This is a genomic window from Lachnospiraceae bacterium JLR.KK008 (assembly GCA_037015955.1).
In the GTDB taxonomy this organism is placed as follows: domain Bacteria; phylum Bacillota; class Clostridia; order Lachnospirales; family Lachnospiraceae; genus VSOB01.
This window is the reverse complement of the sequence record CP143548.1, coordinates 1,163,426-1,189,824: the sequence shown is the minus strand read 5'-3', so window position 1 is coordinate 1,189,824 and position 26,399 is coordinate 1,163,426. Positions and strand designations below refer to the sequence as shown.

General features: G+C 48.9%; 20 protein-coding genes. 8 read left to right on the top strand and 12 right to left on the bottom strand.

Annotated elements, in window-relative coordinates; all coding sequences use genetic code 11:
• The first annotated feature begins 86 nt into the window (after nucleotides 1-86).
• Entirely contained in the window at nucleotides 87-350 is a 264-nt protein-coding gene (gene rpsT / locus V1224_05930) for a 30S ribosomal protein S20 (GenBank protein WWR16972.1), read from the top strand.
• Between the two features lie 425 nt (nucleotides 351-775).
• Here the strand turns inward: rpsT and deoD are convergent, their stop codons facing one another.
• Nucleotides 776-1,489 carry a purine-nucleoside phosphorylase gene (gene deoD, locus V1224_05925; GenBank protein ID WWR16971.1) on the bottom strand — a complete coding sequence of 238 codons (714 nt, stop codon included), beginning with the start codon at nucleotides 1,487-1,489 and terminating at the stop codon, nucleotides 776-778.
• A gap of 158 nt (nucleotides 1,490-1,647) precedes the next feature.
• Between deoD and V1224_05920 the strand changes: the two genes are divergently transcribed.
• Nucleotides 1,648-4,917, top strand: a complete 3,270-nt coding sequence (locus V1224_05920) for an ATP-binding protein (protein WWR16970.1) — start codon at nucleotides 1,648-1,650, stop codon at nucleotides 4,915-4,917.
• Nucleotides 4,914-5,300 (top strand): response regulator, encoded by a 387-nt coding sequence (locus V1224_05915; GenBank protein ID WWR16969.1) that lies wholly within the window; start codon nucleotides 4,914-4,916, stop codon nucleotides 5,298-5,300. Before V1224_05920 ends, V1224_05915 begins: the two co-directional genes overlap by 4 nt.
• Nucleotides 5,301-5,347: 47 nt before the next feature.
• Here the strand turns inward: V1224_05915 and V1224_05910 are convergent, their stop codons facing one another.
• The 3 genes from V1224_05910 to V1224_05900 form a co-directional block, all read right to left on the bottom strand.
• Nucleotides 5,348-5,932 carry a biotin transporter BioY gene (locus tag V1224_05910; GenBank protein ID WWR16968.1) on the bottom strand — a complete coding sequence of 195 codons (585 nt, stop codon included), beginning with the start codon at nucleotides 5,930-5,932 and terminating at the stop codon, nucleotides 5,348-5,350.
• Nucleotides 5,922-6,923 carry a biotin synthase BioB gene (gene bioB, locus V1224_05905; protein ID WWR17426.1) on the bottom strand — a complete coding sequence of 334 codons (1,002 nt, stop codon included), beginning with the start codon at nucleotides 6,921-6,923 and terminating at the stop codon, nucleotides 5,922-5,924. The genes V1224_05910 and bioB overlap by 11 nt, the downstream gene beginning before the upstream one ends.
• A gap of 140 nt (nucleotides 6,924-7,063) precedes the next feature.
• Nucleotides 7,064-10,048, bottom strand: coding sequence for a response regulator (locus V1224_05900; GenBank protein WWR16967.1), 2,985 nt, complete (start codon nucleotides 10,046-10,048; stop codon nucleotides 7,064-7,066).
• 142 nt (nucleotides 10,049-10,190) lie between these two features.
• On the opposite strand from V1224_05900, the gene V1224_05895 reads away from it, so the two are divergent.
• The gene (locus V1224_05895; GenBank protein ID WWR16966.1) at nucleotides 10,191-10,874 is read left to right on the top strand and encodes a cytochrome c biogenesis protein CcdA; all 684 of its coding nucleotides are present in this window, start codon (nucleotides 10,191-10,193) and stop codon (nucleotides 10,872-10,874) included.
• Between the two features lie 11 nt (nucleotides 10,875-10,885).
• On the top strand, nucleotides 10,886-11,449 hold the full coding sequence (locus V1224_05890) for a TlpA disulfide reductase family protein (GenBank protein WWR16965.1): 564 nt from the start codon (nucleotides 10,886-10,888) through the stop codon (nucleotides 11,447-11,449).
• Nucleotides 11,450-11,457: 8 nt separating this feature from the next.
• Here V1224_05890 and V1224_05885 read toward each other — a convergent pair whose 3' ends face one another.
• On the bottom strand, nucleotides 11,458-12,819 hold the full coding sequence (locus V1224_05885; GenBank protein ID WWR16964.1) for an MATE family efflux transporter: 1,362 nt from the start codon (nucleotides 12,817-12,819) through the stop codon (nucleotides 11,458-11,460).
• A 304-nt stretch (nucleotides 12,820-13,123) separates the two neighbouring features.
• Between V1224_05885 and V1224_05880 the strand changes: the two genes are divergently transcribed.
• Together V1224_05880 and glgD are read left to right on the top strand one after the other, a co-directional pair.
• Entirely contained in the window at nucleotides 13,124-14,332 is a 1,209-nt protein-coding gene (locus V1224_05880; GenBank protein WWR16963.1) for a glucose-1-phosphate adenylyltransferase, read from the top strand.
• On the top strand, nucleotides 14,326-15,468 hold the full coding sequence (gene glgD, locus V1224_05875; protein WWR16962.1) for a glucose-1-phosphate adenylyltransferase subunit GlgD: 1,143 nt from the start codon (nucleotides 14,326-14,328) through the stop codon (nucleotides 15,466-15,468). Before V1224_05880 ends, glgD begins: the two co-directional genes overlap by 7 nt.
• 98 nt (nucleotides 15,469-15,566) lie before the next feature.
• On the opposite strand, the gene V1224_05870 is transcribed toward glgD, so the two are convergent.
• The 4 genes from V1224_05870 to V1224_05855 form a co-directional block, all read right to left on the bottom strand.
• Nucleotides 15,567-16,415: a formate/nitrite transporter family protein gene (locus V1224_05870; protein WWR16961.1), complete on the bottom strand. Its 849-nt coding sequence runs from the start codon at nucleotides 16,413-16,415 to the stop codon at nucleotides 15,567-15,569.
• A gap of 131 nt (nucleotides 16,416-16,546) precedes the next feature.
• Nucleotides 16,547-17,920, bottom strand: coding sequence for an ABC transporter permease (locus V1224_05865; protein WWR16960.1), 1,374 nt, complete (start codon nucleotides 17,918-17,920; stop codon nucleotides 16,547-16,549).
• A gap of 1 nt (nucleotide 17,921) precedes the next feature.
• Complete coding sequence (locus tag V1224_05860) at nucleotides 17,922-19,634, bottom strand: hypothetical protein (GenBank protein WWR16959.1); 1,713 nt, start codon at nucleotides 19,632-19,634, stop codon at nucleotides 17,922-17,924.
• Nucleotides 19,635-19,640: 6 nt separating this feature from the next.
• A complete protein-coding gene (locus V1224_05855) occupies nucleotides 19,641-20,366 on the bottom strand; it encodes an ABC transporter ATP-binding protein (protein ID WWR16958.1) in 726 nt (241 codons plus the stop codon).
• A 299-nt stretch (nucleotides 20,367-20,665) separates the two neighbouring features.
• On the opposite strand from V1224_05855, the gene V1224_05850 reads away from it, so the two are divergent.
• Complete coding sequence (locus V1224_05850) at nucleotides 20,666-22,120, top strand: DUF6612 family protein (protein ID WWR16957.1); 1,455 nt, start codon at nucleotides 20,666-20,668, stop codon at nucleotides 22,118-22,120.
• A gap of 33 nt (nucleotides 22,121-22,153) precedes the next feature.
• Here V1224_05850 and holA read toward each other — a convergent pair whose 3' ends face one another.
• From holA to V1224_05835, 3 genes are read right to left on the bottom strand one after another with little or no spacing between them, the layout of a single operon-like run.
• Complete coding sequence (gene holA, locus V1224_05845; protein ID WWR16956.1) at nucleotides 22,154-23,128, bottom strand: DNA polymerase III subunit delta; 975 nt, start codon at nucleotides 23,126-23,128, stop codon at nucleotides 22,154-22,156.
• Nucleotides 23,129-23,160: 32 nt separating this feature from the next.
• The gene (locus V1224_05840) at nucleotides 23,161-25,446 is read right to left on the bottom strand and encodes a DNA internalization-related competence protein ComEC/Rec2 (protein WWR16955.1); all 2,286 of its coding nucleotides are present in this window, start codon (nucleotides 25,444-25,446) and stop codon (nucleotides 23,161-23,163) included.
• 31 nt (nucleotides 25,447-25,477) lie between these two features.
• Nucleotides 25,478-26,389: a GerMN domain-containing protein gene (locus V1224_05835; GenBank protein ID WWR16954.1), complete on the bottom strand. Its 912-nt coding sequence runs from the start codon at nucleotides 26,387-26,389 to the stop codon at nucleotides 25,478-25,480.
• Nucleotides 26,390-26,399 lie beyond the last annotated feature (10 nt).

The window sequence follows — 26,399 nt, the reverse complement described above, 5'->3', positions numbered from 1 at the left end:
TGTATGTTTACATTAGAACGTCCGTGTCCGGATTTAATGAAACATCTTCTGAAAACTACAGTATATTACAGTGGGAGGTGTAGACCTTGGCAAATATCAAATCTGCGAAAAAGAGAATCCTTGTGAACCGTACAAAGATGGAGAGGAACAAAGCGATCAAGTCTGGTGTAAAGACAGCGATCAAAAAAGTATACGCTGCGATCGAGACGAATGATAAAGATGCTGCGAAAGCCGCTTTGACAAACGCAACTTCCATCATTGACAAAGCCGCTCATAAAGGAGTATTCCACAAGAATACCGCATCCAGAAAGATTTCCCGTTTGAATCTGGCCTTTAACAAGATGGCTTGATGAATCTTATTATAGCAAATCGGACAGAGGAGAGTTCCCTCTGTGCAAATAAAAAAAGAACTTATACCGTCATGTAAGTTCTTTTTTTATTTGCTATAAGCATCCGGATGTCAAAAGCCTTATTTTCTTTTTATCATTGCCAATCTGTATCAATAATCTGATGAACGCGAGATATGAAGGACATTAGTATTTCTTAATGTTCTGTTCCAGTCAGGCAATTTGCGGACAGGGATGTCCGTAAAAGGCTGATCTGAGCCCGGATGGCGAATATCAGCCGCTTGCCTTCCGAAATGATGCTTTTGAGCAGAACATTTAGAAATTCTTATGTCCGTAGTCTTTGAGCGAAAGCAGATTAATGATACAGAACGGAAAACAGAAATAAACATACAGGCTTTTGACACCCGGATCTCATGGTTCGCCGGATGTCACAATTCCAAGGCGATCTCCATCATGCTGCCGAATCCGGTCTCCCGCTCCTGCGCCGACAACTCCTCCGGAGCATACAGATGATCCGAGATTGTCAGGATACATAACGCCTTTTTCCCGGCTCTGGCCGCATTCATATAAAGAGCAGCCGCTTCCATCTCGACCGCAAGCACGCCCATTCGTTTCCATTTGTCTTTCGCTGTCGCGTCATCGGAATAGAAGGTATCCGAAGAAAGAATGTTCCCCACTTTCACCGTTTTGCCCTGCCGCCCGGCCACTTCCACCGCTTTCTGAAGCAGTTCATAGTCTGCGATCGGAGCAAAGGTCCCCGGCAGCCCGAATTGATGGGCATAGTTGGAGTTCGTGCACGCACCCATCCCGATGACAATGTCCATGACCTTTACGTCATCGGCATATCCGCCGGCAGAGCCTACGCGGATGATACTCTCCACCCCGTAAAAATGATACAGCTCGTAAGAATAGATCCCGACCGACGGCATTCCCATGCCGCCTCCCATCACGGAGATTTGTCTGCCCTGATAGGTGCCCGTATAGCCCAGCATATTGCGCACGGTATTAAAGCAGACGACATCCTGCAGATACGTATCCGCGATATATTTTGCGCGGAGCGGATCGCCCGGCATCAGTACTGTTCCGGCGATCTCGCCCTCCCTGGCTCCATTATGAGGCGTCGGTGTCGGTAATTTCGTCATTTTTCATCCCTCCTGTCAAACCCATCATATCACAGGAAAAACAGGTCCGCAAGCGGCCACGACAGGGAATCGGAGTTCTGCGAAATCCAGCGCCCAAGCTATGATATTCTTGTTTCTTTACACTCTAACTGATAAAATGTTTTTCTGAAAGGAGACCTTTGAAAACAGAAATGCGCACCCTTAGAAATATCATCAGCCATTACATGCAAATTGTCACTTTCTCGCTGATCGTTGTCCTTCTGGTAATTATCTTTTACTTCCAGGTAGTCAACGAACGGCAACAGGCTTACCTGCAGGCCACGGAAACCTTCTGTCAGATTGAACAGGTTTTGAAGGAAAATACGCAGGAACTGATCGATATCAAACAGGAATATCGGGAAACCTGTCTGCACAATGCAGAGACCATCGCTTATATGATAGAAAATAATCTTTCTGTTTTAAACAGTGTGGAAGACCTGAAAAAAATCGCTACGATTGTGGAGGTTGATGAAATTCATATTTTTGACACGACAGGACGTATTTTTTCGGGAACTCACCCGCTGTACTACGACTATACCTTTGACTCGGGCGAACAGATGAATTTTTTCAAGCCCATGCTCGAGGACAAATCTCTGCGCCTTGTCCAGGATATTACACCGAATACGGCTGAAATGAAAATGATGCAGTATTCCGCACTATGGAGCCACGACGGAAACTTTATCGTACAGGTTGGCATGGAGCCTGTCAATGTTCTGAAAGTCACGGAGAAAAACGAACTGTCCCATATTTTTTCCCTGTTACGCGTCAATTCCGATGCTAATTATTATGCCATCAACAAAGAGAGCGGAAACATTGTCGGCTCTACCGACTTGTCCTGCGTTGAAAAAAACGGTTCGGAAATAGGATTGAACCCCGAAACAATCCATGTTGACAACAATGGTTTTTATACGGACGTAAACGGTATCAATTCCTACTGTGTATTTATGGAGTCCGGCGAAAACTATATCGGGCGTGTCATTTCCTGTCAGGACCTGTATCGGCGGATCCCGTCCACAATGTTAGAATTCGCGGTTTGCCTGATTGTGATAGCGGTTATTTTATCCCATGTGGTAACCCACTATATGAACAAGTATGTAGTGGAAGGCATTTACAATATCAACAATAAACTGCACAGCATTTCCCAGGGGAATCTGGACGAAACTGTCGATATACAAAGCAGTGTGGAGTTTGCTGACCTCAGCCGCTATATCAATCAGATGAAAAAGAGCATTCTGAACAACGACCGCAAAATATCCTATATTATCGGCAAAACCAATATGCCCATCGGCGTGTACGAATACAATCCGTATATGAAAAGGGTACATATCAGCGAATATGTTCCTGAAATCCTTGCCCTGGAAACGGGGGAGGACGAAATGTTCGCCGCAGACTACAAGATTTTCCGAAAGTTTATCACCGATTTACGCAAAAATCTTGTCGACGATGAAACCTGTATCTACTCCTGCCGGGAGCGTTATGTCAAACTGGATGAAATCGAGGATAACGGCGATGTTTTCGGTGTCGTTATCGATGTGACGAAAGAAATCGAAAAGCGCAAGAAAATAGAGGACGAACGAGAGGCAAAAAGCCGTTTCCTTTCCAATATGTCGCATGAAATCAGGACGCCGATTAACGCGGTGCTTGGAATGAACGAGATGATACTTCGTGAAGCCAAAGATCCGCAGATTCTGACGTACGCGGCCAATATCAAAAGCTCCGGAAAAACACTGCTGTTTCTGGTCAATGATATTCTGGATATGTCGAAGATTGAATCCGGGAAAATGGAAATGATTCCCGTAGATTATGAGACGTCGGCTGTCATTACGGATTTGTGGAATATCGTTGATCTGCGTGCAGAGGAAAAAGGATTGGCATTTGACGTGGAATTGGATGAAACACTTCCCTGTGTATTGCATGGGGATGAAATGAGACTGAAACAGATTGTGACAAATCTTTTGACAAATGCGGTAAAGTATACACAGGAAGGCAGTGTCAGACTTCAGATTGCTTACGAACGCCAAAGCGACATGGAACTGTTACTGAAAATATCCGTGCAGGATACAGGGATTGGGATCCGAAAAGAAGATATGGGAAAACTGTTTGAAAGTTTTCAACGGATTGACGAGGGGAAAAACAGACACATCGAAGGAACAGGCCTTGGCATGAATATCACGATGTCATTGCTTAAGATGATGGGCGGTGATATGAAGGTTGAGAGTGAATACCGGAAAGGTTCTACCTTTACCGTAATCATACCGCAGAAAATTGTAAACCCCAGGCCCACTGGCAGCTTTCAGAAAATGCAGGCGAGAACCGTACAGCAAAGCGGCAGTAAAAAAGGCAGTTTTACAGCTCCTGAAGGCCGTGTCCTTATGGTGGATGACAATGCAATGAATCTGACCGTATTTAAGGCTTTGTTAAAGCGGACAATGCTTCAGATTGTGACGGCAGAATCCGGAAAAGAATGCCTCAAATACGTGCAGAAACAGAAATTCCACATAATTTTTATGGACCATATGATGCCTGAGATGGACGGGATCGAGACACTGCATAAGATAAAAACGCTCGCAAAACGTATGGATTTTCCAAATAAAGCCACCCCGGTTATTGCACTGACGGCAAATGCTGTGGCAGGCGCCAAAGAAATGTATCTCACGGAAGGTTTTGAGGAATTTTTGACAAAGCCGATTGACGCGCAGCTTTTGGAACAGACAATCCGCAAATATCTTCCCGAAGAGTTGATTCAAGCTGTCAAAGAAACGGACAGCGATCCGGAAACGGGAAATGGCGCCGATACATATGACAGGTATCTGGAACAGGGAGTTTCCGTCAGAAACGGGCTGAAACATTCCCATGGCGATATGGAAATCTATCTGGAACTTGTGCGGATGTTTCTCAGGGATCAAAACAAAATAGAACTGCTGCAACAGTATTTATTCGAGCATAATATAAAAGATTATGCCATTCAGGTACATTCCTTAAAAGGAAATGCACGAACGCTTGGCGCGGATGACCTTGCAGATATGGCATATGAGCATGAAATGCACAGTAAGGCGGGGCATGAAGATTATGTAACCGCACACTGGGAGAAATTGAAACAGACATGGACAATCGCGCTGGAAACGTTTCAGGACATTTATGAAAAATATGCCCCTATTCAGGAGGAGACAGATCTTTCAGATGACGGTAAATTGCTTGAATTACCACAGGAGAAGCTTGACGAAGTGGCGGCGCTGATCGATGATTTCAAAACGGAGGCGGCGGTCAGACAGATCAAAGAATGGCTGAAAAGTCCACTGCATCCGGATATGAGGCAAAGGTTTACGGATGTTTTGGCGGCAATAGAGGATGAGTTCGACGAGGATAAAGCAATCGGACTTTTGAAAAACTACAGGGAGGATCCTAAATGATGACAGACAAAAAAAGTATCGTAGCTGTGGATGACAGCGGACTTATACTAAAAATGCTTGAAATGCTTTTGAGCAAAAAGTATGCGTACCATGCATTCTCAAAAGGAATGCGCGCCCTGAGATATTTAAAGGAAGCGGATACGCCGGATTTGATTATCCTGGATATTGATATGCCGGAAATGAACGGATATGAAATGCTTGAAATGATCCGCAAAAAAGATGAGCTGAAAGAAGTGCCTGTCCTTTTTCTGACATCAAGTAATGACAGAGAACACGTCATAAAGGCGGTAAAGGGCGGTGCGAATGACTATACCGTAAAGCCGATTGACGAGGAAGTGTTTATGGATAAAATACATAAGCTGCTGAATGAAGAAAACAAGTAGCTCAATCGGGATAATGTGTAAATTTTCCAGCAACAGTCCGGGGCAGGTCAATTAAGACCTGCCCTCTGCAGCTGCTTTCTGATCTGGGGACCGACCAGCATAGCGATTATAATCTTCGCGGCATCACCGGGGAGAAAGGGGAGAACCCCGGCTGCGAGCGCACTTCCAAAGGGCATCTGCGCCTGATAGGCAAGCCATACCGTCCCGAATCCATAGGCGACAACCGTACCGGCCGCCATTCCCAGAAAACACAGTCCCCGTCTGGCAGGCCACTTATCGATGAAATAGCCGATGATAAGCGCCATAAAAATGAAGCCTATCAAGTATCCACCCGTAGGGCCCAGCAGCTTGCCCGGTCCCGCAGTAAAGCCGGAAAATACCGGAACCCCTGCAAAACCAATCAAAAGATAGATGAGATAGCTGATACATCCCCGCTTCATTCCAAGCACATAGATAACAAAATAGATGGCCAGATTGGTCAGCGAGATCGGTACCGGGCTGACCGGAAGCGGAACGGCAAACGGTCCTGCGACACAGATCACCGCTGCTGTCAGTCCGATCAGCGCAAGTTCCCTTACTTTTGCGTTGCCGGTCTGCGGCATTGCCTGACTTTCTTTTCCATTATGATTCATAATATCTCCTCCTGTTTCCATTGGCAGACGAATCCGGTTTCAGCGTAAAGCCCAGTCCCGTCAGCATTTCTCTGTCCTGGGCAGTCCCGCTGCCCGTCGTTGTCAGCATATCCCCGGTCAGTACGGCGTTCGCACCCGACTGGAATAAAACCTGTGCACCATTTTCAAAATAGATCCTGCCGGCTGCAATGCGGATGTAAGCCTCCGGATTACAATACCGGAACGTCGCGACGATGCGGACGATCTCCTCCCGGGTCAGTCTCGGCCGGTCTGCCAGCGGCGTTCCCTTGATCGGAATCAGAAAATTCAGCGGGATCGAACCCACCTCCAGTTCGGCCAGAAGGATTGCCATATCCAGCCTGTCCTCCCATGACTCACCCATCCCGAAGATACCGCCGGAGCAGACCACAAGCCCTGCTTCCTTCACTCTGCTGATCTGTATGAGCTTATCCGAAAACGTATGCGTCGTACAGATCTCTGGGAAAAAGCGCGGTGAAGTTTCCACATTCGTGTGGTATACCGTTACACCGGCCTCTTTCAATCGGCACATATCTTTCACTGACATCAGGCCATGAGAAGCACAGAGTATCATATCCGGATATTGCCGGTGCATGGCCGCATAAGCCGCGATCGACCGTTCCAGATCCTCTCCTTCCATCGTCCGTCCCGATGTGACGATCGAGAAGCGGTCCACACCCTGGCTCTGCATCTGTCCGCAGTCATCCAGCAGCTCCTGCTGACTCAGAAATCCATAAGTCTCACAGTCCGTATGGTGATGCCCCGACTGGGCACAGAACTTGCAGTTCTCACTGCAGCGCCCGCTTCTTCCGTTCACAATGCTGCATAAGTCTGCTCTGTCGCCGCAAAGTGCCCTGCGAATTGCATCGGCGCCCTTCTTCAGCTCCTCCAGATCCGCATGAAGAAAGACGGTCAGATCATCATCTCTGCCTAACCGTCTTCCTTTGATTATCTCATCCGCCAAATGTCTCATCTTCCCGTACCTCTCATCCGTCGAATCATTGTCAACCTTTTCCGGATTTAAGTATACAATCTGACGTTTCATTTGTCAACTATTATATTTTTATGGTTTACAATCTACGGCGCGCCGGCCTGGTATCGGTACCGGTTCTTTTATTTCAAGACCCATTTATGCAGTACTTCCGACAGTACACGCAGATCCAGGGGTTTCGCCATGTGCCCGTTCATTCCCGCTCCTTTCGAAGCATGTACGTCCTCCACAAACGCATTGGCCGTCATGGCAATGATCGGCAACTCCTTCGTATCCTTCCGGTCAAATGCACGGATTGCTCTCGTCGCCTCATACCCGTTCATCAAAGGCATCTGAATGTCCATCAGCACGATGTCGTAATATCCGGGCGCAGCCGCGGCAACCATATCGACCGCCACTGAACCGTTTTCCGCCAGCTCCACCTTAATACCTGTCATTTCCAGTATTTCCTGGGCAATCTCCGCATTCAGTTCATTATCCTCGACAAGAAGCACCCTCTTATCGCTCAGATCCAGTTTGCCAAGATCTTCCAGAGGTGTATCTTTATCCTTCTTTTCCTCCTGTGCCCCCTCCACAAACTCGTGAAAAAGTGACACCATTCTCGATTTAAACAGAGGTTTACCGATAAAGGCGTCGGCCCCCGCCTTTCTGGCCTCCTGCTCGATGTCAGACCAGTCATAGGCGGAAATGATGATGATCGGGATGTCGTCGCCCACAATTTTGCGCATCTCCATCGTTGTGGTAACCCCATCCATCTCCGGCATTTTCCAGTCCACGATCACCGCGAAAAAGTCATCGCCGGACTCATGTCTCTGCGCAACCCGCGCGACCGCCTCTTTGCCGGAGAGCACCCATTCGCTCTTCATGCCCATTCCGTCCAGCATATCACAGGCGGATTCGCAACTCATACTGTCGTCATCAACTACGAGTACCGACAAGTCAATGAATTTGTCATAGCTGATCTCTTCTTCCTCCTGCAGTTCCAACAGGAACGTCACCGTAAACCTGGAACCTTCATGCAGTCTGCTCTCCACCGCTATGTCGCCGCCCATCATACGGGTAATATTTCTTGCAATCGGCATACCAAGGCCTGTGCCCTGTATTTTACTGATCCTGCCATCGTCCGCGCGAGCAAAAGGCTCAAAGATCCGCTGTACAAACTCTTCCGACATGCCGATCCCATTGTCCTCAAATACGATCTCATAAAACCCGGTCTTCTTACGGTTCGTCTTTTTCTCGGAGATCGTCAGTTTGATCTCCCCGCCATCCGGTGTATACTTGATCGCATTTCCCATCAGATTCATAAATACCTGCTGGATACGCAGACTGTCACCGATGACTTTTTCATGAATCACATTGTTAATATTGACGACCAGTTCATGTTGATGCGCACGTATCTGTGCCTTACTCATTGTCAGCAGATTGTCAACAAGATCGGACAGGTTAAAGGCTTCCTCATTGAGATCTACCCTGCCCGATTCAATTTTGCTCATGTCCAGGACTTCATTGATCAGTCCGAGCAGATGCTTGCTGGCCACGGTAATCTTCTTCAGGCAGTCGGCCACCCGCTCCTGATCATCCAGATGCGCGCCGGCGATCGCCGTCATACCGATAATTCCGTTCATCGGTGTGCGAATATCGTGACTCATATTGGACAGGAATTTACTCTTTGCCTCGTTTGCCGCCTCCGCCTGCTCCAGGGCATCACTGAGCAGTTTTTTCTGGCGCATTTCATTTCTCACCGTCTCATCAATATTCCGGAATCCAACTACGCCCATTGCCTCCCCGCCGGAACGGATATTTTTCGCAAAGCACATCTGGAAATAACGCATTTCTTCCCCGATCTGCCTTGTATAATTCACAGTATAGATACTGTTCTCCGCGATCTCTTCAAAAAAGCCGTCCCGAAGAATAGTCTTTTTCAGTTCCTCCTGTTCTTCCCGGGTCACATAATGATCAATATAACGACTGATGATTGTCTTATAATCCATTGACTCCGAGACACCAATCTGCTGGAGCACACTGATCTTTTCCGGATCTGCCCGATAAAGTTTGCAGACACCTGTATGTACGTCAACGCCCCAGAGCATCAGATATTCCTGCCCCAACACGTCGATCACATCCAACTGTTCCCGCATGGTCTCCTGAATCTTCTGTTTCTGCTTTGCCTGCGCTCCGAAGTATAAGACATCCACGGCAAGCACAACCGCCAGTGCCACAATGATTATGCAGGGGATCGTCCAGTCTGTCGTCGATACCCGAAGCGACGTGGCCGGGATATAGCTGACAAGCACCCAGTCCCGGTTCGCCTGCAGACGGCAGTAGGTAACATAAAGCTCTTTTCCCTGTGCGTCCAGAGCGGAGAAAGCGCCTTTTTCCTGTTCCGTGATCACCGTCTCCAGATCTGCGATATTGACCTCGCTGCTCCTGTAAGATTCAATAAACTCATAAAAGTTGCTGCCCGGAGCGATATGCTGGCCCACCACACAGTCCCCGTCCGTTTTCATCAAAAGTGTTTCCGCATCGGCATAAGAGGAAGGAAACACCCACTGTTCCTGTAAAATAGATACGGGCAATACCCGCAGCAGGGCTGCCGGCCGCTCCACGCCGTCCTCATCTGTAATCTTTACTTTATTACAATAAGAGACAACGATAGTGTCATCCATGGGGTTCCGATAACTTCCCGTCAGATACACACCCTGCTTATGCTCCAGTTTCTCCAGATCAATCACGTCCAGACCGGCATAGCTGACATGATAATCGTCCGCATCTGCCGCAGACGGGTCTGTCGACATCCCTTCCAGTGTATCAAGCATCACGATATGTCTGGATATTTCGTTGCTCGTCCTCGTCTGCCTCACATACGCAATGGCTTCCTCCAGAGTCATCCGGTTTCCATTGATATAGTTTTCCTGACTGTCAACCAGATTCTGCGTCGTCACAAGATAAGAGCTGGCCACAGCTTCCATCGTCTGTGTCGTCATCTCAAAAGACCGGCTGGCATTCTCCCGGGCATCCTCATGCTGATGGGATACATAGAGCAGAATCGACAGCGTGACCATGACCACAATCGCCGCATTAAACACAATAATCTTAAAGTTCTTCATATTTTTCAAATCTCCCTACCGTTAGCTGCATCCCTATCATATCATTTTCAAAATAAAAATGAAATATATGGAGGAAAAAATGTTTTCATTGCATCCCCGCCGAAAACTGGTATACTATAATTCAAAATCAGGAGGAACGAACATGCAGTATTTATTATCATTTTTAGAGGGAATTATCACCTTTGTCTCTCCCTGTCTGCTCCCCATGCTTCCGGTATATATCTCTTACTTTGCCGGTGGAAACAGCCCAAAATCGGGCAAAGGCAGGGCACTGAAAAATGCGCTGGGATTTGTCTGCGGCTTCACACTCGTTTTCGTAACGCTCGGTGTCTTTGCCGGCAGCATCGGACAGCTTCTTCAGCGCTATGCCGCTGCCGTCAATGTAGTGACCGGCCTGATTGTAATCATTTTCGGATTAAACTTTCTGGGACTGATCCGGATCGGCGTGCTCAATCAGACAAGACGGAAAGAAGTGCAATTCCACGAGCTACACTTTCTCTCTTCCGCTCTGTTCGGAATCGTCTTTTCGATCGGCTGGACTCCATGCGTGGGCGCATTTCTTGGCTCTGCCCTGATGCTCGCCTCCCGCCAGGGCTCCGCGGTACAGGGACTTTTCATGCTGCTGTGCTATTCCCTGGGGCTTGGCATCCCCTTTGTCGCCAGCGCGCTTTTTATCGACCAGATGAAGTCCACTTTCCAGTGGATCAAAACGCATTACCGCATCGTCAATCTGCTGTCCGGCTCTCTTCTCGTCCTGGTAGGCATCCTGATGATGACCGGCCGCATGGCATATTTTCTTTCCCTGTTCACCCCCATTGCTAATTAAGGAGGAAATGTATGAAATCAAAATGGAAACTTATGGCAGGCATCGCCTTGCTGGCCGTCTTTCTGATCGGCAGCGCACAGGTTTACCGGATTTTAAGCGGCAGCTATACGGTTCTCAAAAATCCGTCGTCTGAATCGGCTTCAGACCCCGAAAGCGAGAAGCTGCTTGCGCCGGATTTCACAGTTTTTGACAAGGATGGCAATGAAGTAAAGCTCTCCTCATTCCGGGGCACTCCTGTCGTTGTCAATTTCTGGGCCAGCTGGTGTCCTCCCTGTAAAGCGGAAATGCCGGACTTTCACAAATTATGGGAAGAGACCGGCGATGACATCGCTTTTCTGATGATCAATGCCACCGACGGCATGAGAGAAACAAAAGAGACCGCGGACAGCTTCCTTGCAGAGCAGGAATACCGCTTCCCCGTCTATTACGACACACAGCAGGAAGCGCTCTATACGTTCGCAGTCAACTCCTTTCCCACTACCTTCATCATAGACAGTGACGGTTATCTCGTACAGAGATATGTCGGCATGATTGATGAAGACATACTGAGGGAAGCCATCGAACCCGTCAGGTAAGCGGGCTTTCAGACGTCTCTCTGCAATTTGGCAAACATACGCCACAGCACACAGACCGCAGCGGCCGCCAGTACGACTTCTGCGGTAAACTGTGCGTAGGCAAGTCCATACAGCGGAAACAGAGCGTTCAGCAGATAAAGCGCCGGTATTTCCAAAATAATCTTGCGCATAATGGCGAAGAAAAAGGCTTCCTTACCTTTTCCCACCGCCTGAAATACGCCGACCGCCATAAAGTCCACACAGAGAAAGGGCAGACCCAGACAAAAGCCCCTCAGAAATCTTGTCCCATATGCCACAATCGTCTCATTTTTCATAAACAACCCTGTCAGGTAACCGGCGCCGCAGTAATAAGCGGCCGCCATGACCACGATAAAGGTGAGCACTGTCTTCATTGTAAAAGAAAGCGTCTCTTTCATTCTCTTATAATTCCCACTTGAATAACTGTAGCTGACAAGCGGCATGATCCCCTGTGAAAAGCCAAGCGCAATATACATGGGAACCATGTTGATCTTCTGTGTGATCCCCATCGCCGCCACCGCATCTGCGCCAAAGGTGGAAGTAAAATTGTTCAGGATCGTCATGCCCGTCACATTCAGCAGATTCTGAATCGCCGCCGGTATGCCTACACCGCATATGCCGAGTACGACCGCCTTTCTCCAGCCAAGTCTGCCCGGATGGATACAGACGTAAGTGTGACCGCGCTTCACAAACAGCAGAACAAAGAAATAGATACAGGCCACACAATTAGAGAGGAATGTCGCCAGACCTGCGCCGGCGGCTCCCATATTCATTCCCCATGGTAAAATAAAAATCGGGTCAAGAACCATATTGAGCAGGCAGCCGCTCATCGTGCCGACGCTCGCATGAAAGGAACTCCCCTCCGAACGCACAAGATAAGCCAGCACGACATTGAGAATTGCCGGAGCCGCGCCAAAGCTGACAGTCCATTTCATGTAGGCACCGGTAGCCGCCATAGTCCCGGCGTCAGCACCAAGTAAGACAAGCAGTGGATCGCAAAATACCGTGCAAAAAATAGAAAATAAAACACCGCAGACCAGAGACAGATAAAATCCGAACGCACTGCTGCGGGAGACCATATCATAATCTTTCCGCCCGAGAGCCCGGCTCATCATACTGGAACTGCCGACGCCAAATAGATTGTTGACCGCATTAAATGCCAGCAGCACCGGCGCCGCCAGAGTGACCGCCGCATTCTGGATCGGATCATTCATCATACCCACGAAATACGTATCCGCCATATTATAAATAACCATCACCAGAGAACTGATGATCGTAGGGATCGTCAGTTTCGCCACCGCTCTTGGCACTGCCATCTGTTCAAACAACTCCGTTTTCTGTTTATCCTGCATATCCGCTCCTTCTTTCCGTCTTCTCCGATCATACGTCAAATCCCCATACCGATACCCGTCCGGTTCATTGGCTGTGGTAATAAAATCAAATTCACGTCATATAGTATAACACAGACAGGCCTGTCTATCAAAATTCCCTGTGTAGACATAAAAACGATAAAATTATAAAAAAACGACATTTTAAGGAAAAAATATACAAATTTATATAAGGATTTCGAAAAATTTTTATATAAAATCTTCCATTCTGACACGTTTTGAGGTAAAATCTTATTATGATTTACAAATTTTAGAGGAGGGTAGTTTTATGGCAAAAGAAATGATTGCAATGCTTCTCGCCGGTGGACAGGGGTCCCGTCTATATACATTGACACAGAAGCTTGCAAAACCAGCAGTACCATTCGGTGGAAAATACCGTATCATAGATTTTCCATTATCTAACTGCGTCAACTCCGGTATTGATACGGTAGGCATTCTGACTCAGTATCAGCCACTGGTATTAAACGAATACATTGGAAACGGACAGCCTTGGGATCTTGACCGTCTCCACGGAGGCGTACATGTTCTGCCGCCTTACCAGAAAGCAAGCGGATCGGACTGGTATAAGGGAACAGCAAATGCGATCTATCAGAATATCGCGTTTATCGAGAGATATGACCCGCAGTATGTCATCATCCTTTCCGGTGATCAGATCTGTAAACAGGACTACAGTGATTTCTTGAAATTCCATAAGGAAAAGGGTGCAGAATTCAGTGTGGCCGTTATGGAAGTTCCCTGGGAGGAAGCATCCCGCTTCGGTCTGATGGTTACGGATGACAATGACAAGATTACCGAATTCCAGGAAAAACCGAAAAATCCGAAATCCAATCTGGCTTCCATGGGTATCTATATCTTCAACTGGGATATTCTCAAAAAATATCTGGAAGAAGACGAAGCAGATCCGAATTCCGAGAACGATTTTGGCAATAACATTATCCCCAATCTGCTCCGCGACAGTCGTGAGATGTATGCTTATCACTTCAGCGGCTACTGGAAAGATGTGGGAACGATCCCTTCCCTCTGGGAAGCAAACATGGAAGTGCTCGATCCGGAACACAGCGGTATCAACCTGTTTGACGAAGACTGGAAGATATACAGCCGTAACAGCGGTATGACAGGTCATAAGATCAATGCGGACGCCATTGTCGAAAACTCCATGATCACCGATGGCTGCCGGATCAAAGGTACCGTAAAACATTCGGTCTTATTTGCCGGCGTTAAGGTGGAAAAGGGCGCAATCGTTGAAGATGCAGTCATCATGGGCGGCACTACGATCAAGTCCGGCGCCGTAGTCAAACACTGTATCATAGCTGAAAACGTGACGATCGGCGAGAACGCTGTTGTCGGTGCAATGCCTACCGAAAATGAGGACGGCGTGGCAACAGTCGGATCCGGGGTTACGATCGGTGACAACGCCACAATCGGTCCCAAAGCGATGGTAAGTAAAAATGTGGAAGGCGGTGAAGAGAAATGGTAAGTTCAAGTAAAAGCGCATTGGGCATTATTTTCCCAAACAGTTATGATTCCCTCGTACCGGAGCTGGTCAATGTACGTTTGATGGCTTCCATCCCCTTTGCCAGCCGTTATCGTCTGATCGACTTTGTACTGTCCAGCATGGCTCACTGCAACATTGACAATATCTCCGTTATGGTAAATAACAATTATCATTCCCTGATGGATCATCTGGATTCCGGACGTGAATGGGATCTGGTGCGTAAGAATGGTGGCCTTCATATTTTCCCGCCGTTTGCTGAAAAAGGCGCCAAGCCTTATGTCGGACGAGTCGGCGCACTGGCCAGCATCCTGGACTTTCTTAAAGACCAGAAAGAAAAGTATGTGGTGATGACGGACACGAATGTAATCGTGAATTTTGATTATAAGTCCATGATCAAAGCTCATATTGAGAGCGGCGCTGACGTGACTGTGGCATACAACGAGCAGCCTCTTCCTGACAGTATCATCAAATACCAGTCCAATGATAAGGGATTTTATTATACGCTCGACATCAAAGATGGACGTGTGACTAAGATTTACGTAAACAGCAAAGAGACCGGCGTCAAAAACTACTCCATGAACATCTATATTGTCGCCCGCGAGCTTCTGATCGACCTGATTACCGAAGCCTCCATCCATGGCCAGGAATATTTCGAGCGTGATGTCCTGTTACCGCAGGTGAACAAGCTGAACATACAGGCATATAAATACGACAAATATGTAGCTCGTATCAGTGATATGAAGAGCTATTTCGATGAAAATATGAAGCTGCTGGATGATTACAATCTGGATGCTCTCTTCTCCGGCTCTCCGATCTATACGAAAATACGTGACGATACCCCTACCCGCTACACAAACGGTGCCAAAGTCCAGAACGTGATGGTTGCCGACGGCTGCATCATCGAAGGAGAAGTGGAAAACAGTATTTTATTCCGTGGCGTAAAAGTCGCAAAGGGCGCCAAAGTACGCAACTGTATTCTCATGCAGAGTACGGAGATCGAGGCCGGTGCCAATGTGGAATATCTGATCACCGATAAAAATGTTACGGTTACTTCCGGAAAAGAAATGAAAGGAACGGATACCTTCCCGATCTATATCGGAAAATTCCAGATCGTCTGACGATCCTGCAAAAACAGAGGAATGACAATCACTGTCATTCCTCTGTTTATGTTCCGTTTTGCAATTTTGGCAAAAGTACCAGACAACCGCGCCCATACTCACTTCTGGTGTTCATTTCCCCTGCGGATAAAAATCAGATAATACATGGCGCCGACAAAAAGTGCACCGCCGATCACATTGCCAATTGTGACCGGAATAAAGTTGCGCAGACTGCCGGCTGCAGTCAGCCCGGCACACTGCTCGGCAGTGATCCCATACAATTCCTGCGCTTTTGCTACATACTGTGGATCTCCCGCCGCCATGATGCCCGCCGGTATGTAAAACATATTGGCAATGCAGTGTTCAAACCCACACAAGACAAACGCCCAGATCGGGAAAAAGATCGCCCAAACCTTACCAGCCACGTCTTTCGCCGCTCCGGCCATCAATATGGCAAGACAGACGAGCATATTACACAAAATCCCGGAAGCGATTGCCGCCATTGGCTCAATGGACACCTTCGCCAACGCGACTTTGATCGTATATGCGCCAAGTCCGCCCGCAGAATAATTGAACTGTCCGCTGTAAAAGATCAGGCTGTCGGTTATGACCGCTCCGGCCAGATTACTGAAATAGACAACGACCAGATTGCGCACCATCTTCAAGGCAGTCGTTTTATGGTCCAGCACTGCCATCGAAATCAGGCAGTTACCAGTAAACAGCTCGCCCCCTACGAGTACGATCAGCATCAGTCCTACCGGGAAGATCGCCCCTGCCAGCGCCCTGGAAAGTCCCACATCTGTGATACCGTGAACTGCCACATTGCTGGCTGCACCTCCGAATGCGATAAATGCCCCGGCCATGATCCCCATCAGGATCATCTGCCCCAGCGGCCTCTCCGCCTTTCCCACACCGGCATCGATATTTCCGCGTATCACTTCCACCGGCGAATTAAATTGGTTCCCCATCTCCCATCTCTCCTCCTCTGTGTATCTCTTATATCGTATTTATCCTATCATTTTAGCGGCCGGAAGTCAAATTGATGCTGCCCGTGGACAGGGCAGTGGAAACATATATCTTCTGCCATGATCCGGTGTCGCTATTCACTTCTGATCGCTGCCAGCGGACTCAGCCGCATCGCGCGCAGCGCCGGGAAAAATCCGGCTGTCATGCCGATCAGAACGGCAAAAACGACCGACGAACCGGCCAGCCACAGAGGAATATATGAGAGTGTCATTTCCATCCCCATACCGGCCACGACTCGATTGATGACAAAAGAAATCAGCAGACTGAACAAAAGTCCGGCCACGCCGCCGATCAACCCGATAAATCCCGCCTCCATCAAAAATAATGTGCGGATGTCTCTCATATCACAGCCGATCACTTTCATGACACCGATCTCCTTCGTCCTCTCATAGATTGACATCATCATCGTATTCGTAATCCCGATCGCCGCCACGATCAGCGACACGGCACCGATACCGCCAAGCACCGCCTGAATATATCCGTACTGTGTTTTTGTGGATTCTACCCAGTCAGAATTGCTGTATGTCTGATAGCCCATATCCGTGATCCATTTCTGGACTTCAGCCACGTTTTCCATCTCGTCGACTTCGACATAGATCTCACTGTAGTAGAGTTCTTTGTACGGTTTCCCGGTAGCGGTCGTCGGCTGCCCGGGTACAACCTTGTTTTTAAACACCCGCCTGAGCTGTGCTTCCAGCGCCTTGATATTACAGTACACACCCCAGCTGTAAGATTTATACGTATCCATCCCGCCGTCTATGATGCCTGCACACTGAGCCAGATATTTCTTCGGCGGCTTTCCGGCAGTCTGTCCACTCTCTCCGGGCAGTCCGCCGGAAGAATTCTGTGCCGCATAATAACTGTCCATATCATAGACGAGAAAGACTCCGTCTTTTTCCAGATCGATGTCCGGCAATGTACCGTCCAGCCAATAGCCGGAACCTGTCTTCGGATTCTGAAACTCCGCCAGGATCTGATTGCCATAGAGCAGTTCCAGACTGTCCTCGGAGAGAGGCAGACTGCCGGATGCAAGCGGAAAATTCATACTCTGCAATGCCTCACTGCTCATTCCCCGCAGCTCCATATAGCTGTTCTCATATACACCGCATTTCGCCAGCACATAAAACTTGAGTACCGGGGAGACAAGTTTGACGTGAGGATGAGTGCTGATTGTCTCCACGAATTCATCATCCAGGCGTTTTTGGTCTTTCTCCGCCGACGTCTCACTACTGTCCATATACTGGCTCGCTTCCTGCACCTCGATCGTTGTCAGGCCGCCGTTTTCCTCAATATTCTGCATCGTGGAACGATTCAGCCCCAGCCCCAGCGAAACCATGACGACGATAGAAGCCGTACCGATCACCACGCCCAGCACTGTCAGCACCGTACGCACTTTCCGCTTCCAGAGACTTGCCGCGCTCATACTGAAAAGATCTCGAAAACGCATGTTATTCTCCCTTTTCCTCACTGTCGTCCTTCAAAATATCCGCCAGATCTTCCGCCAGGTCCTTCTCCGCTTTCTTTTTCCTCTTCCGCCTGATAAGCAGCACGACCACTGTCACCAGCACGACTAAGGCAGCAGCAGTCGTTCCCAATATGACCGGCAGCCTGCTCGGTTCTTCCTCCGGGATCTCTTCTGGTATATAGTCCATCTCGTCAATCATTTCCTCTTCTACCCACAGTGAGATCTCCGTCTCTGTCTCCGTCACTTCACCGGCATCATTCTCATAGGAAATGATCGTCCTGACCGTTCCGTCGTCCGTCGTCGGCATCACACCTGTCAACATGGCGTCCACATTGCCGGTAGCTCCGGAATCCAGCTTTCCTACAAAGCAGTCGCCACCGGACACTGTCTCATCCTCAAACCGCACCTTGACATTGTACAGCGTCGTCTTCCCTGTATTGTAGACAGAGAACACCACATTGGCCTGCCCGCCCGGCGTTATGGATTCCGGCAAAACTTCCACTGTGCTGTACTCAATGCGGGAAAGCTGCCTGACCGGAACTGACAAACTTGTCACATTTTCATAAGGATTATACTCGTGGTCCTCGTATTTCATCGTCATATCGATGGCGTAAGGTTTCTGAACCAGATCCGCCTTGGCCGTCATCTCGATCTGCAATTCTTTTTCGCCCCCGCAAGGGATCGAAGGTACATAGATTGTATTGGACCCGGAAGTCGGCAGAAACGCGGCATAGAGCGTATTCTCATCTTTGCCTTCCTCAGCCGCCTTCAGATCGAACTCTATATTGGAGACGGCTGTCTTCTGGGACGTATTTTTCACATGGATCGTCAGCATAAAAGTGCTACCGGCAAATACTTCCTGCGGGTCCGTCTCAAACCCGGTGACGATGATGCGGGGCGTGGAAGTCTTCTCGTCCTTCTCCGGCTCGTCAATCTTCCCGCTGTCGGACTTTCCCTCTGCCCTGACAAACGTGGACAGGACAGCCTTCTCTGGCTTTCCCTCTCTCTCATAGACGACGTTGAAGTCCAGCTTATAATACCCGGTGAGCACGTCCTGCCTCGTGGCAAGCGCATAGCGTACTTCCCCGTGGTTGGCATAAGCCTCCTCCATATTGTGACTGCCCTTGATCTCTGCGATCTCTTCCGCATATCCCGTGCGGCTGATCTCAAACGGCCATTCCTTCACTGAATTGGAAATAACAGGCGTTACAATAACATTCGTCAGATCTTCCTCTCCCAGATTCAGAATCGGCAGGATCAGCAGCACACCTTCCCCGTACTTCGCCACCGGCGAATCATAGAGATTGCCGACTGCCAGATAGTCGATCGTAGACTGTGGACGATCCGACAGACACTTCTGCACATAGGCATCCATCATCGCTTTGGCCTCTGAGACCTGTGTCTCTACCATCGGCAGTGTGATGTCATCCGTGCCGGCAATATAATTACGCGCGTCATTGCATATTTTTTCCAGCGCTTTCAACTGCTCATCCGTAAGCTGCTCTCCGTTGATCAGTTTCAGATTTTTTAAATACGCCGACAGGCGGTTGACCGCGTCCGCGATCTCGTCCTCGTCTGCCTCGTTGGAATAGCTGTCCCTTTCCTCATCGTCATCATCCGCATAGGCTGTAATATGCGTTGCCATCAGCAGCATACACAGTGCCAGAATTGCAAACCTTTTTCCCCTTTTTTTCATCTTGTTTTAAATCCCCTCTGTCTCTCTGCCTGTTTGGCTGTTCTCCTCAATCCGCAGAATCTTTCCATCTCTGATATGAAAAATCCGGTCCGCAAACCGCGCCAGATCATTGTCATGTGTGACCATAATCAGTGTCTGTCCCTTTTCCCGGACAATTCGCTGCATGAGCTCCATCACTTCCCTCGATGTAGATGAGTCCAGATTGCCGGTTGGCTCATCGGCAAAAATAATCTCCGGCTGTACGACAAGCGCCCTGGCGACCCCCACTCTCTGCTGCTGTCCACCTGACATCTGTGTCGGTTTATGCTTTTTATATTTCCGGAGCCCTACCATATCGAGCATCTGCTCCGCCAGTCTGGTGCGCTTTTTGCGCTCCATTCCCTGAAACGTCAAAGGCAGCGCCACATTCTCCACCGCATTCATTGTCGCCATCAGATTAAATGACTGAAAGATAAATCCGATATGTGCCTGGCGGAACCGGACAAGCTCATTCTCACTCTTTTTTTCCATATGCTCCCCGGCGATCACGATCTCTCCCTTGGTCGGTTTTTCCAGCCCCGCCAGCATATTGAGCAGCGTAGACTTTCCGGAACCGGAAGCTCCGACGATCGAACAGAACTGTCCCCTCCGGATTGTAAAATCCACACCGTTCAGAGCGCGTACTTTTGTCTCCCCGATCCGATATATTTTATACAGATCACGCACCGCAATGACCGGCGCCTTTTCTCCCATATATTGTTCTCTCCTTTGTACCTGTCTAATATCACGCCATCCGGCGGTATCATATCTTCGATATTATATCATGTCCTTCGGACTTGATAACTGATGCCATCCGGCGGTATCATATCTTCGATATTATACCATTGCAAAAAAACATAGTCAATGGCCCTCAAGTCGCACAAATGCTGGCATATCAGGGAAAAAGGTACCATTTTCTCTTTTACCATAATATAATAATATAATAGAACTAAGAAGAAATACGGAAAACAGGAAATCATATACCAATCAATCAAGACAAAGGAGGCAACTTTATGAAACCGAGAAAAAGAAAACGGAAACCACTCCTGTTTATGCTTTCTGCTATCCTTCTCTGCCTCAGTCTGACCGCCTGCAGCAGAGAAGACGCCCGGGCAGTCATCCCCAAAGCACAGGAAAGCATCGGCAAAATAGACAGCATCAGCTATGACATGGTCATGAACATGGAATTTTCCGGTAATGAGGCGGGACAGACAATGACGATGACGGCGATTGCCTCCGAAGACTACATTCTGGAGCCGCAGCAGATGTATCTGACTATGAACACGAACATCGACGGCCTCGACACGATGGACATGGCCGTGTACTTGACAGAAGATGCCGGAACCTATAAAACATATACCGGAATCGGAAAAGGGTCTGATCTGTACTGGACCGTATTAGAGATGGAAGACATTGGCGCTGTCGAAAGATATAATGCGCCTGCCACTCTGGAGCTCTATCTCTCGTCAGCCGAGTCTTTCACAGAAAACGGCAAAGAGACGATAAGCGGAACGACGACAACCCGTTACGATGGTGTCGTCTCCAAAGATTCCCTGCTGGACGTGATTGCTGCCTCCGGCATCCTTACACAGATGGAGCAGCTCGGTCTGTCACCGGAATCCACGAAGATGTTACAGTCTATGCTCTCCAGTCTCGGCGACCTTCCGATCAGCATCTGGATTGCCGAGGAAAGCTATTTTCCCATGAAATATGAGATAGATATGACCGCCATCATACAGTCTCTGATGACGCAGACGCTCATCGACATGGGAGAAGACGCATCCGCAGTCCATGTCGACAATGTATCTGTCACTATGACTGTCTCCTCAATCAACGATGTGACAGAAATCACTATACCGGCCGAAGCGCTGGAGGCCGAACAGCTCTCCGTCACAGACAACAACCAGAATAACACGGAGATCGACATCACAGAAGAGAATTACCAGAGTCTTTTTCATGTGGCGGAAGAATTGGGATACCGGTATGTAGGCTGTGCTTACCACAAAGTCCCGGAAGAGATGTTCGGACAGGAAGCATATGTGGACGCGTTCCTTCCCTATGGAGAAGATCTCATCTATGAAGATGACGGATATACCGTCCAATGCGCCGCACATGGAATGCAGGTGCGCCAGACCGTCATAGCTTCAGACAAAAACGCACAGGACATCGTGGAAGAGGCCTATCATGCACTCGTAAGTTCCGGTCTGGATATTTATGAAGATGCCGTTGGCAAGACACAGTACGATGCCGAACTGAATATCGCCTGCAAACAGGTCGCCTATTATCTTGAAAACGGAACGATACCGAGGATCACTTTCCTCTACGCTGACTATAAGCGTAATGGCTATTATCTCTATGCGGAAATCACTTACTTTCCTGAGCAGATGGACGCAGACTATCCGATGATGCTCGCTGAACTGAATGATGCTTTTGGTATGACCCTGCCGCAGTTCAAACCTTATCGCTGACCCCAAATACCTTTTCGCAAAAAGGGCAGACGATTACCTGCTGTACTGCACTATCAAAAGCTCCACACTCATAATATCGTTCAGCCGGCCGGTCTTCACGTTCTCTTCTGCCTCGACGCAGGCACTCACCGCTTCCTTCAGGGCATTCATCTCAAATCTGGATGCCTGGGAAGCGTATTTTTTTACAACAAAGTCGCGCAGTCCTGTCTTTCCCGCTATCGTATGATCGTCATAGCCCTTTTTTCTGCACTCCTTCACCTGCATCAGCAGATTAAACTGTCTGGCGATCAGAAAGAGGATGCGCATCGGCGGCTCTTTCAGCGCCAGCAGATCATAATACAGATTCAGCGCCTTTTCCTGCTTTTTATCGGCAATAGCATTCACCATCTCAAATATCTGGTTGGAAATCCTCCGGGTGCATACCGCATCAATATCCGCTTCCGTGACTACATTGCGCCCCAGTGTATAACAGAACAGCTTTTCCAGCTCTCTGCGGATATTCGACATATCGCTTCCTGTCTTTTCCAGAAAATAGCGGATCGTCTGATCGGTAATCCCTTTGCTCTCTTTTGCCGAAAGACCTGCGATCCAGCGGCGCAGTGTGTTCTCATCCTGGAGGGGAAATTCTGTTGCCCGCCCGCTTGCTTTCACTGCCTTATAAAGCCTGCTTCTCTTGTCCACCTCTGTCTCAGCAAATATAAAATAAGCTGTTTCTGACATAGATGTCATATATTCTGCCAGCTCTTCGCCGCCCTTTTTGAACAGACCGCTGTTTTCAACAACGATAACCCGCCGCTGTGCCAGAAACGGAAGCGTCTCCGCCAGATCGATCATCTCTTTCGGGTTGGCCTCTTTCCCTTCAAAATAATGACAGTTCATCGTATCTTCGCCGGCCAGAGCGCTGCGCAGTCTGTCCCGGTACTGCCTGCGCAGGTAAGCCTCTTCGCCTGAGAGCAGATAAACATGTTTTAATTGTCCCGTCTTAATATCTTCATTTAACTGTTTCATATGTCTATTTTATCACGGGCACACTCCTGATTTCAATCGGATTTTCCCCTTCTGTCTGCGTCTGCCAGCATCCGCCTCACCTGGACCCGCCGTTTCCCAATGCGGATACAGATAGCGCCCGTATCCTTCGTGATATAGACCTTACTGCCCGCAGAAACAATCCGTGCCAGTGTTTCCGGGGCCGGATGGCCATAGGAATTGTCCATGCTGCAGGAGATCAGCGTAATCGCAGGACGACAGGATGAAAGCAATTCTTCACCACAGGAGGCACCGGAACCATGATGACCCGCTTTTAATACCGTAACTGCGCCGAGCGAATCCTGATAGCTCCGCACAAACGCGGCCTCCGCTTCCCCGTCCAGATCTCCCATAAAAAGTGCGGAGAAGTTCCCCTTCCTCACATACAGCACAAGGGAAGCCTCGTTTCTGTCACTGTAACTACCGCCTTCCTCCGGGTGCAGGCAGAGGAAACGAAAGCCTCCGATCTCCATCTGATCTCCCGCCTTTATCGTGCACAGCCGGATTCCAGCCCTCCGGGCCGCAGACACCACCCTGTCATATGCCTCATCCCGCTGTGACAGAGGTGGCAGTACAAGAGTCCCAATCTCGATCTGCCGCTTATGATCGCCCTCTCCCGGTCCTGCCTGTGCTTCTTCCTCTTCTGCTGCCTCCCCCTGTATCAATGCCTCAATGCCATTCGTATGATCCGCGTCCATATGACTCAAAAACACATAGTCCAGCCGCCGGATTCCCTGCGATTTCAGATACGGCAGTAATGTATATTGTGCGAGCTCCTTTTCTGAGGAGCTGCCGCCGTCTATGAGCATCGTCGTCCCGTCACTGCTTTGGATGACAATGCCGTCTCCCTGACCAACGTCCAGCATTGTCATTGTATCCGCTGAAGGCAGAGGCGCCTTTATCACCCAGACTGCACCTGCCAGCAAAAGCAGCGCACATGGCTTCGTCATATATTTTTTCATCATGCAGAACGTTGCTAACATCATGCAGTATATGACGATCTGCATCACAGACGGTGCGCCCATCACCCACAGATCACCCGGAAGACTCCCTGTCAGACGACAGCCGCCGTCAAACAAAATCAAAAGCAAATGGACCGGATAAAATATAGCCCTGGCCAGAGGAATCGAAAACAGACCGGCCAGAAGTGACAGCAGTCCCAATGCGATCACCACTCCCATCAGCGGGATGACATACAGATTCAAAAAGAACGAATAGACCGGAATCTCATAAAAGGACGTCAGCATCACCGGCAAGGTGACAAAAAAGATGGAGGCGCCTGCAAAAAATATCCTCGCAATGCGGTTTTCCCAAAGACCCGTCAGAATCGGACAGACCAGTTCCAACCCTGTTATAGCGCCATAGGAGAGCAGAAAACCGCTCTGTCCCAGCAATAACGGCTGTCTGGCAACAAGCAGCAGCGCAGAAACTGACAGTGCCGTCATTCTTTCATAGCTGCGTCCCAGCAAATCTGCTGCCAGACAGAACGCAATCATCATTGCTGCTCTGCAGGAAGAGGGGCTGCTGCCTGTCATCGTCACATAGGAAAATAAAAAAACACTTGCTATAAATACTGCAATCCCGACCGGAACTCCTGTTTTCTTAAGAATGCCATACAAGCCCATCCCGAGAAAGGAAATATGCAGCCCGGAAATTGCCAGGATATGAGAGATACCGCCCTGTTGATAAAGATTTTTCCGCTCCGCGGAAAGCGCCGTCTTGTCACCGAGCAGCATCGCCCGCATCACGCCTCCATCTTCCCCGCAGACTGCATCCAATATCCGGGCCATCCCCTGTCTGCACTCATGCAGCTTCTGCCGAAAGAAATCGTACTGCTCTCCCCTTCCCTCTATCCTGGCTTTTTTCAGAGAGATCGTCAGCCCCTGCGCCCGATACCAGGAAAGTGCATCAAACCCTCCGGGATTCCTGCGCCCCTCAAACATCTGTGGCTGTCCCGACACAACAATGCGTTGACCAATCAGAGGCATCTCCTCTCCTTCCGCCATAAAGCAGAGTACCCCTCCAATCTCTGTTCGCTCTGTCTGATTCGATGCTGTTATTTGATTTTGTTTATCAGGAATGGTCACACCGCAGAACGCGGCGGACTGTAAGGACAGGATGACCTGCTTTTGATGATATGCGTTTTCTTTTTCTTCTATCTGTGCTACCGTTCCAAAGACAGTGGCCGTACCGCCGGGAATCTCCGGCACCAGAGCCCCCGGCGGCTGTCCCGCCCACTGCATCAGAGACAATAGCCCAATCATGCAAAAACACAGCTTACACAGAGTATATCGTCTCAAAAATTCTCCTTCTATCAATTAATATCAATCGTTATTCAATCAGTTCCAGATTTCTCTCAAAAATCGTAGAGAACGGGATCTTCTCTCTGTAAGTGCCGCTCGTATCTCCGTTGATGGAAATCTGCACCTTATTTACATTGGGGAGCTCCACCAGCGAGTTTGTGATTGAATAGATCGTCACTTCCGATGTCACATTGGTCATCTGCGTCAGAAAACTTTCGCTCAGATTGACATAACATACGCCATCCTGCACCGTGACATTGTTGACCTTTGTCTCCGGATTAATCGTCGGATAAGTCTCCTCATTTGCCGGTCCCCGGATCAGCTCCTCCACAACCAGTTTTTCCGTGGAAATATTCGTATTGTAGACGACAGACCTTGTCGTCTCCTTCAGTTTCGTTCCGCTCTCATCCGCAAAATATAAGGTCAGACGCGCCCGCTCATAAGTACTGATCTCATCTCCTGCATTGTCAATAAACATGGACGCTTCCATAATACCAATCGGATTACCGGACAAATCTGTCAGCGGATCGTTTCTGACTTTCATCGAGACATACTCCACCTGATCGAGCTGTGTCAGGGTACGGACTAAGGCCGCCCTCGTCAGTACTTCCACCGCCGGCTCCAGATTACGGTAGCTCTCGTCAACTGTCAAGATGACCTGCTCTTCGTCTCTGACTACCTCCAGGACATTCACAGAGCCACTGATCGGCGCTTTAAACTCCACGTCCTCCGGCGTCTGCGCCATAGCCTGAAGTACTTCCGCGATCTGCTGATTCGTATCCGCTGCCTGGACCTCATACGGTTCGCTGCTGATCCCTGTCTCTTCTTTATTCAGATAATATATATCAATCGTTTTTCCCCTGCCCGCCTCACTGCGTTTTCCACAGCCGGACATGATTACGATGATAAATAAAAGCAGCATATATCCTGTTTTTTTCATCTCTGCCTCC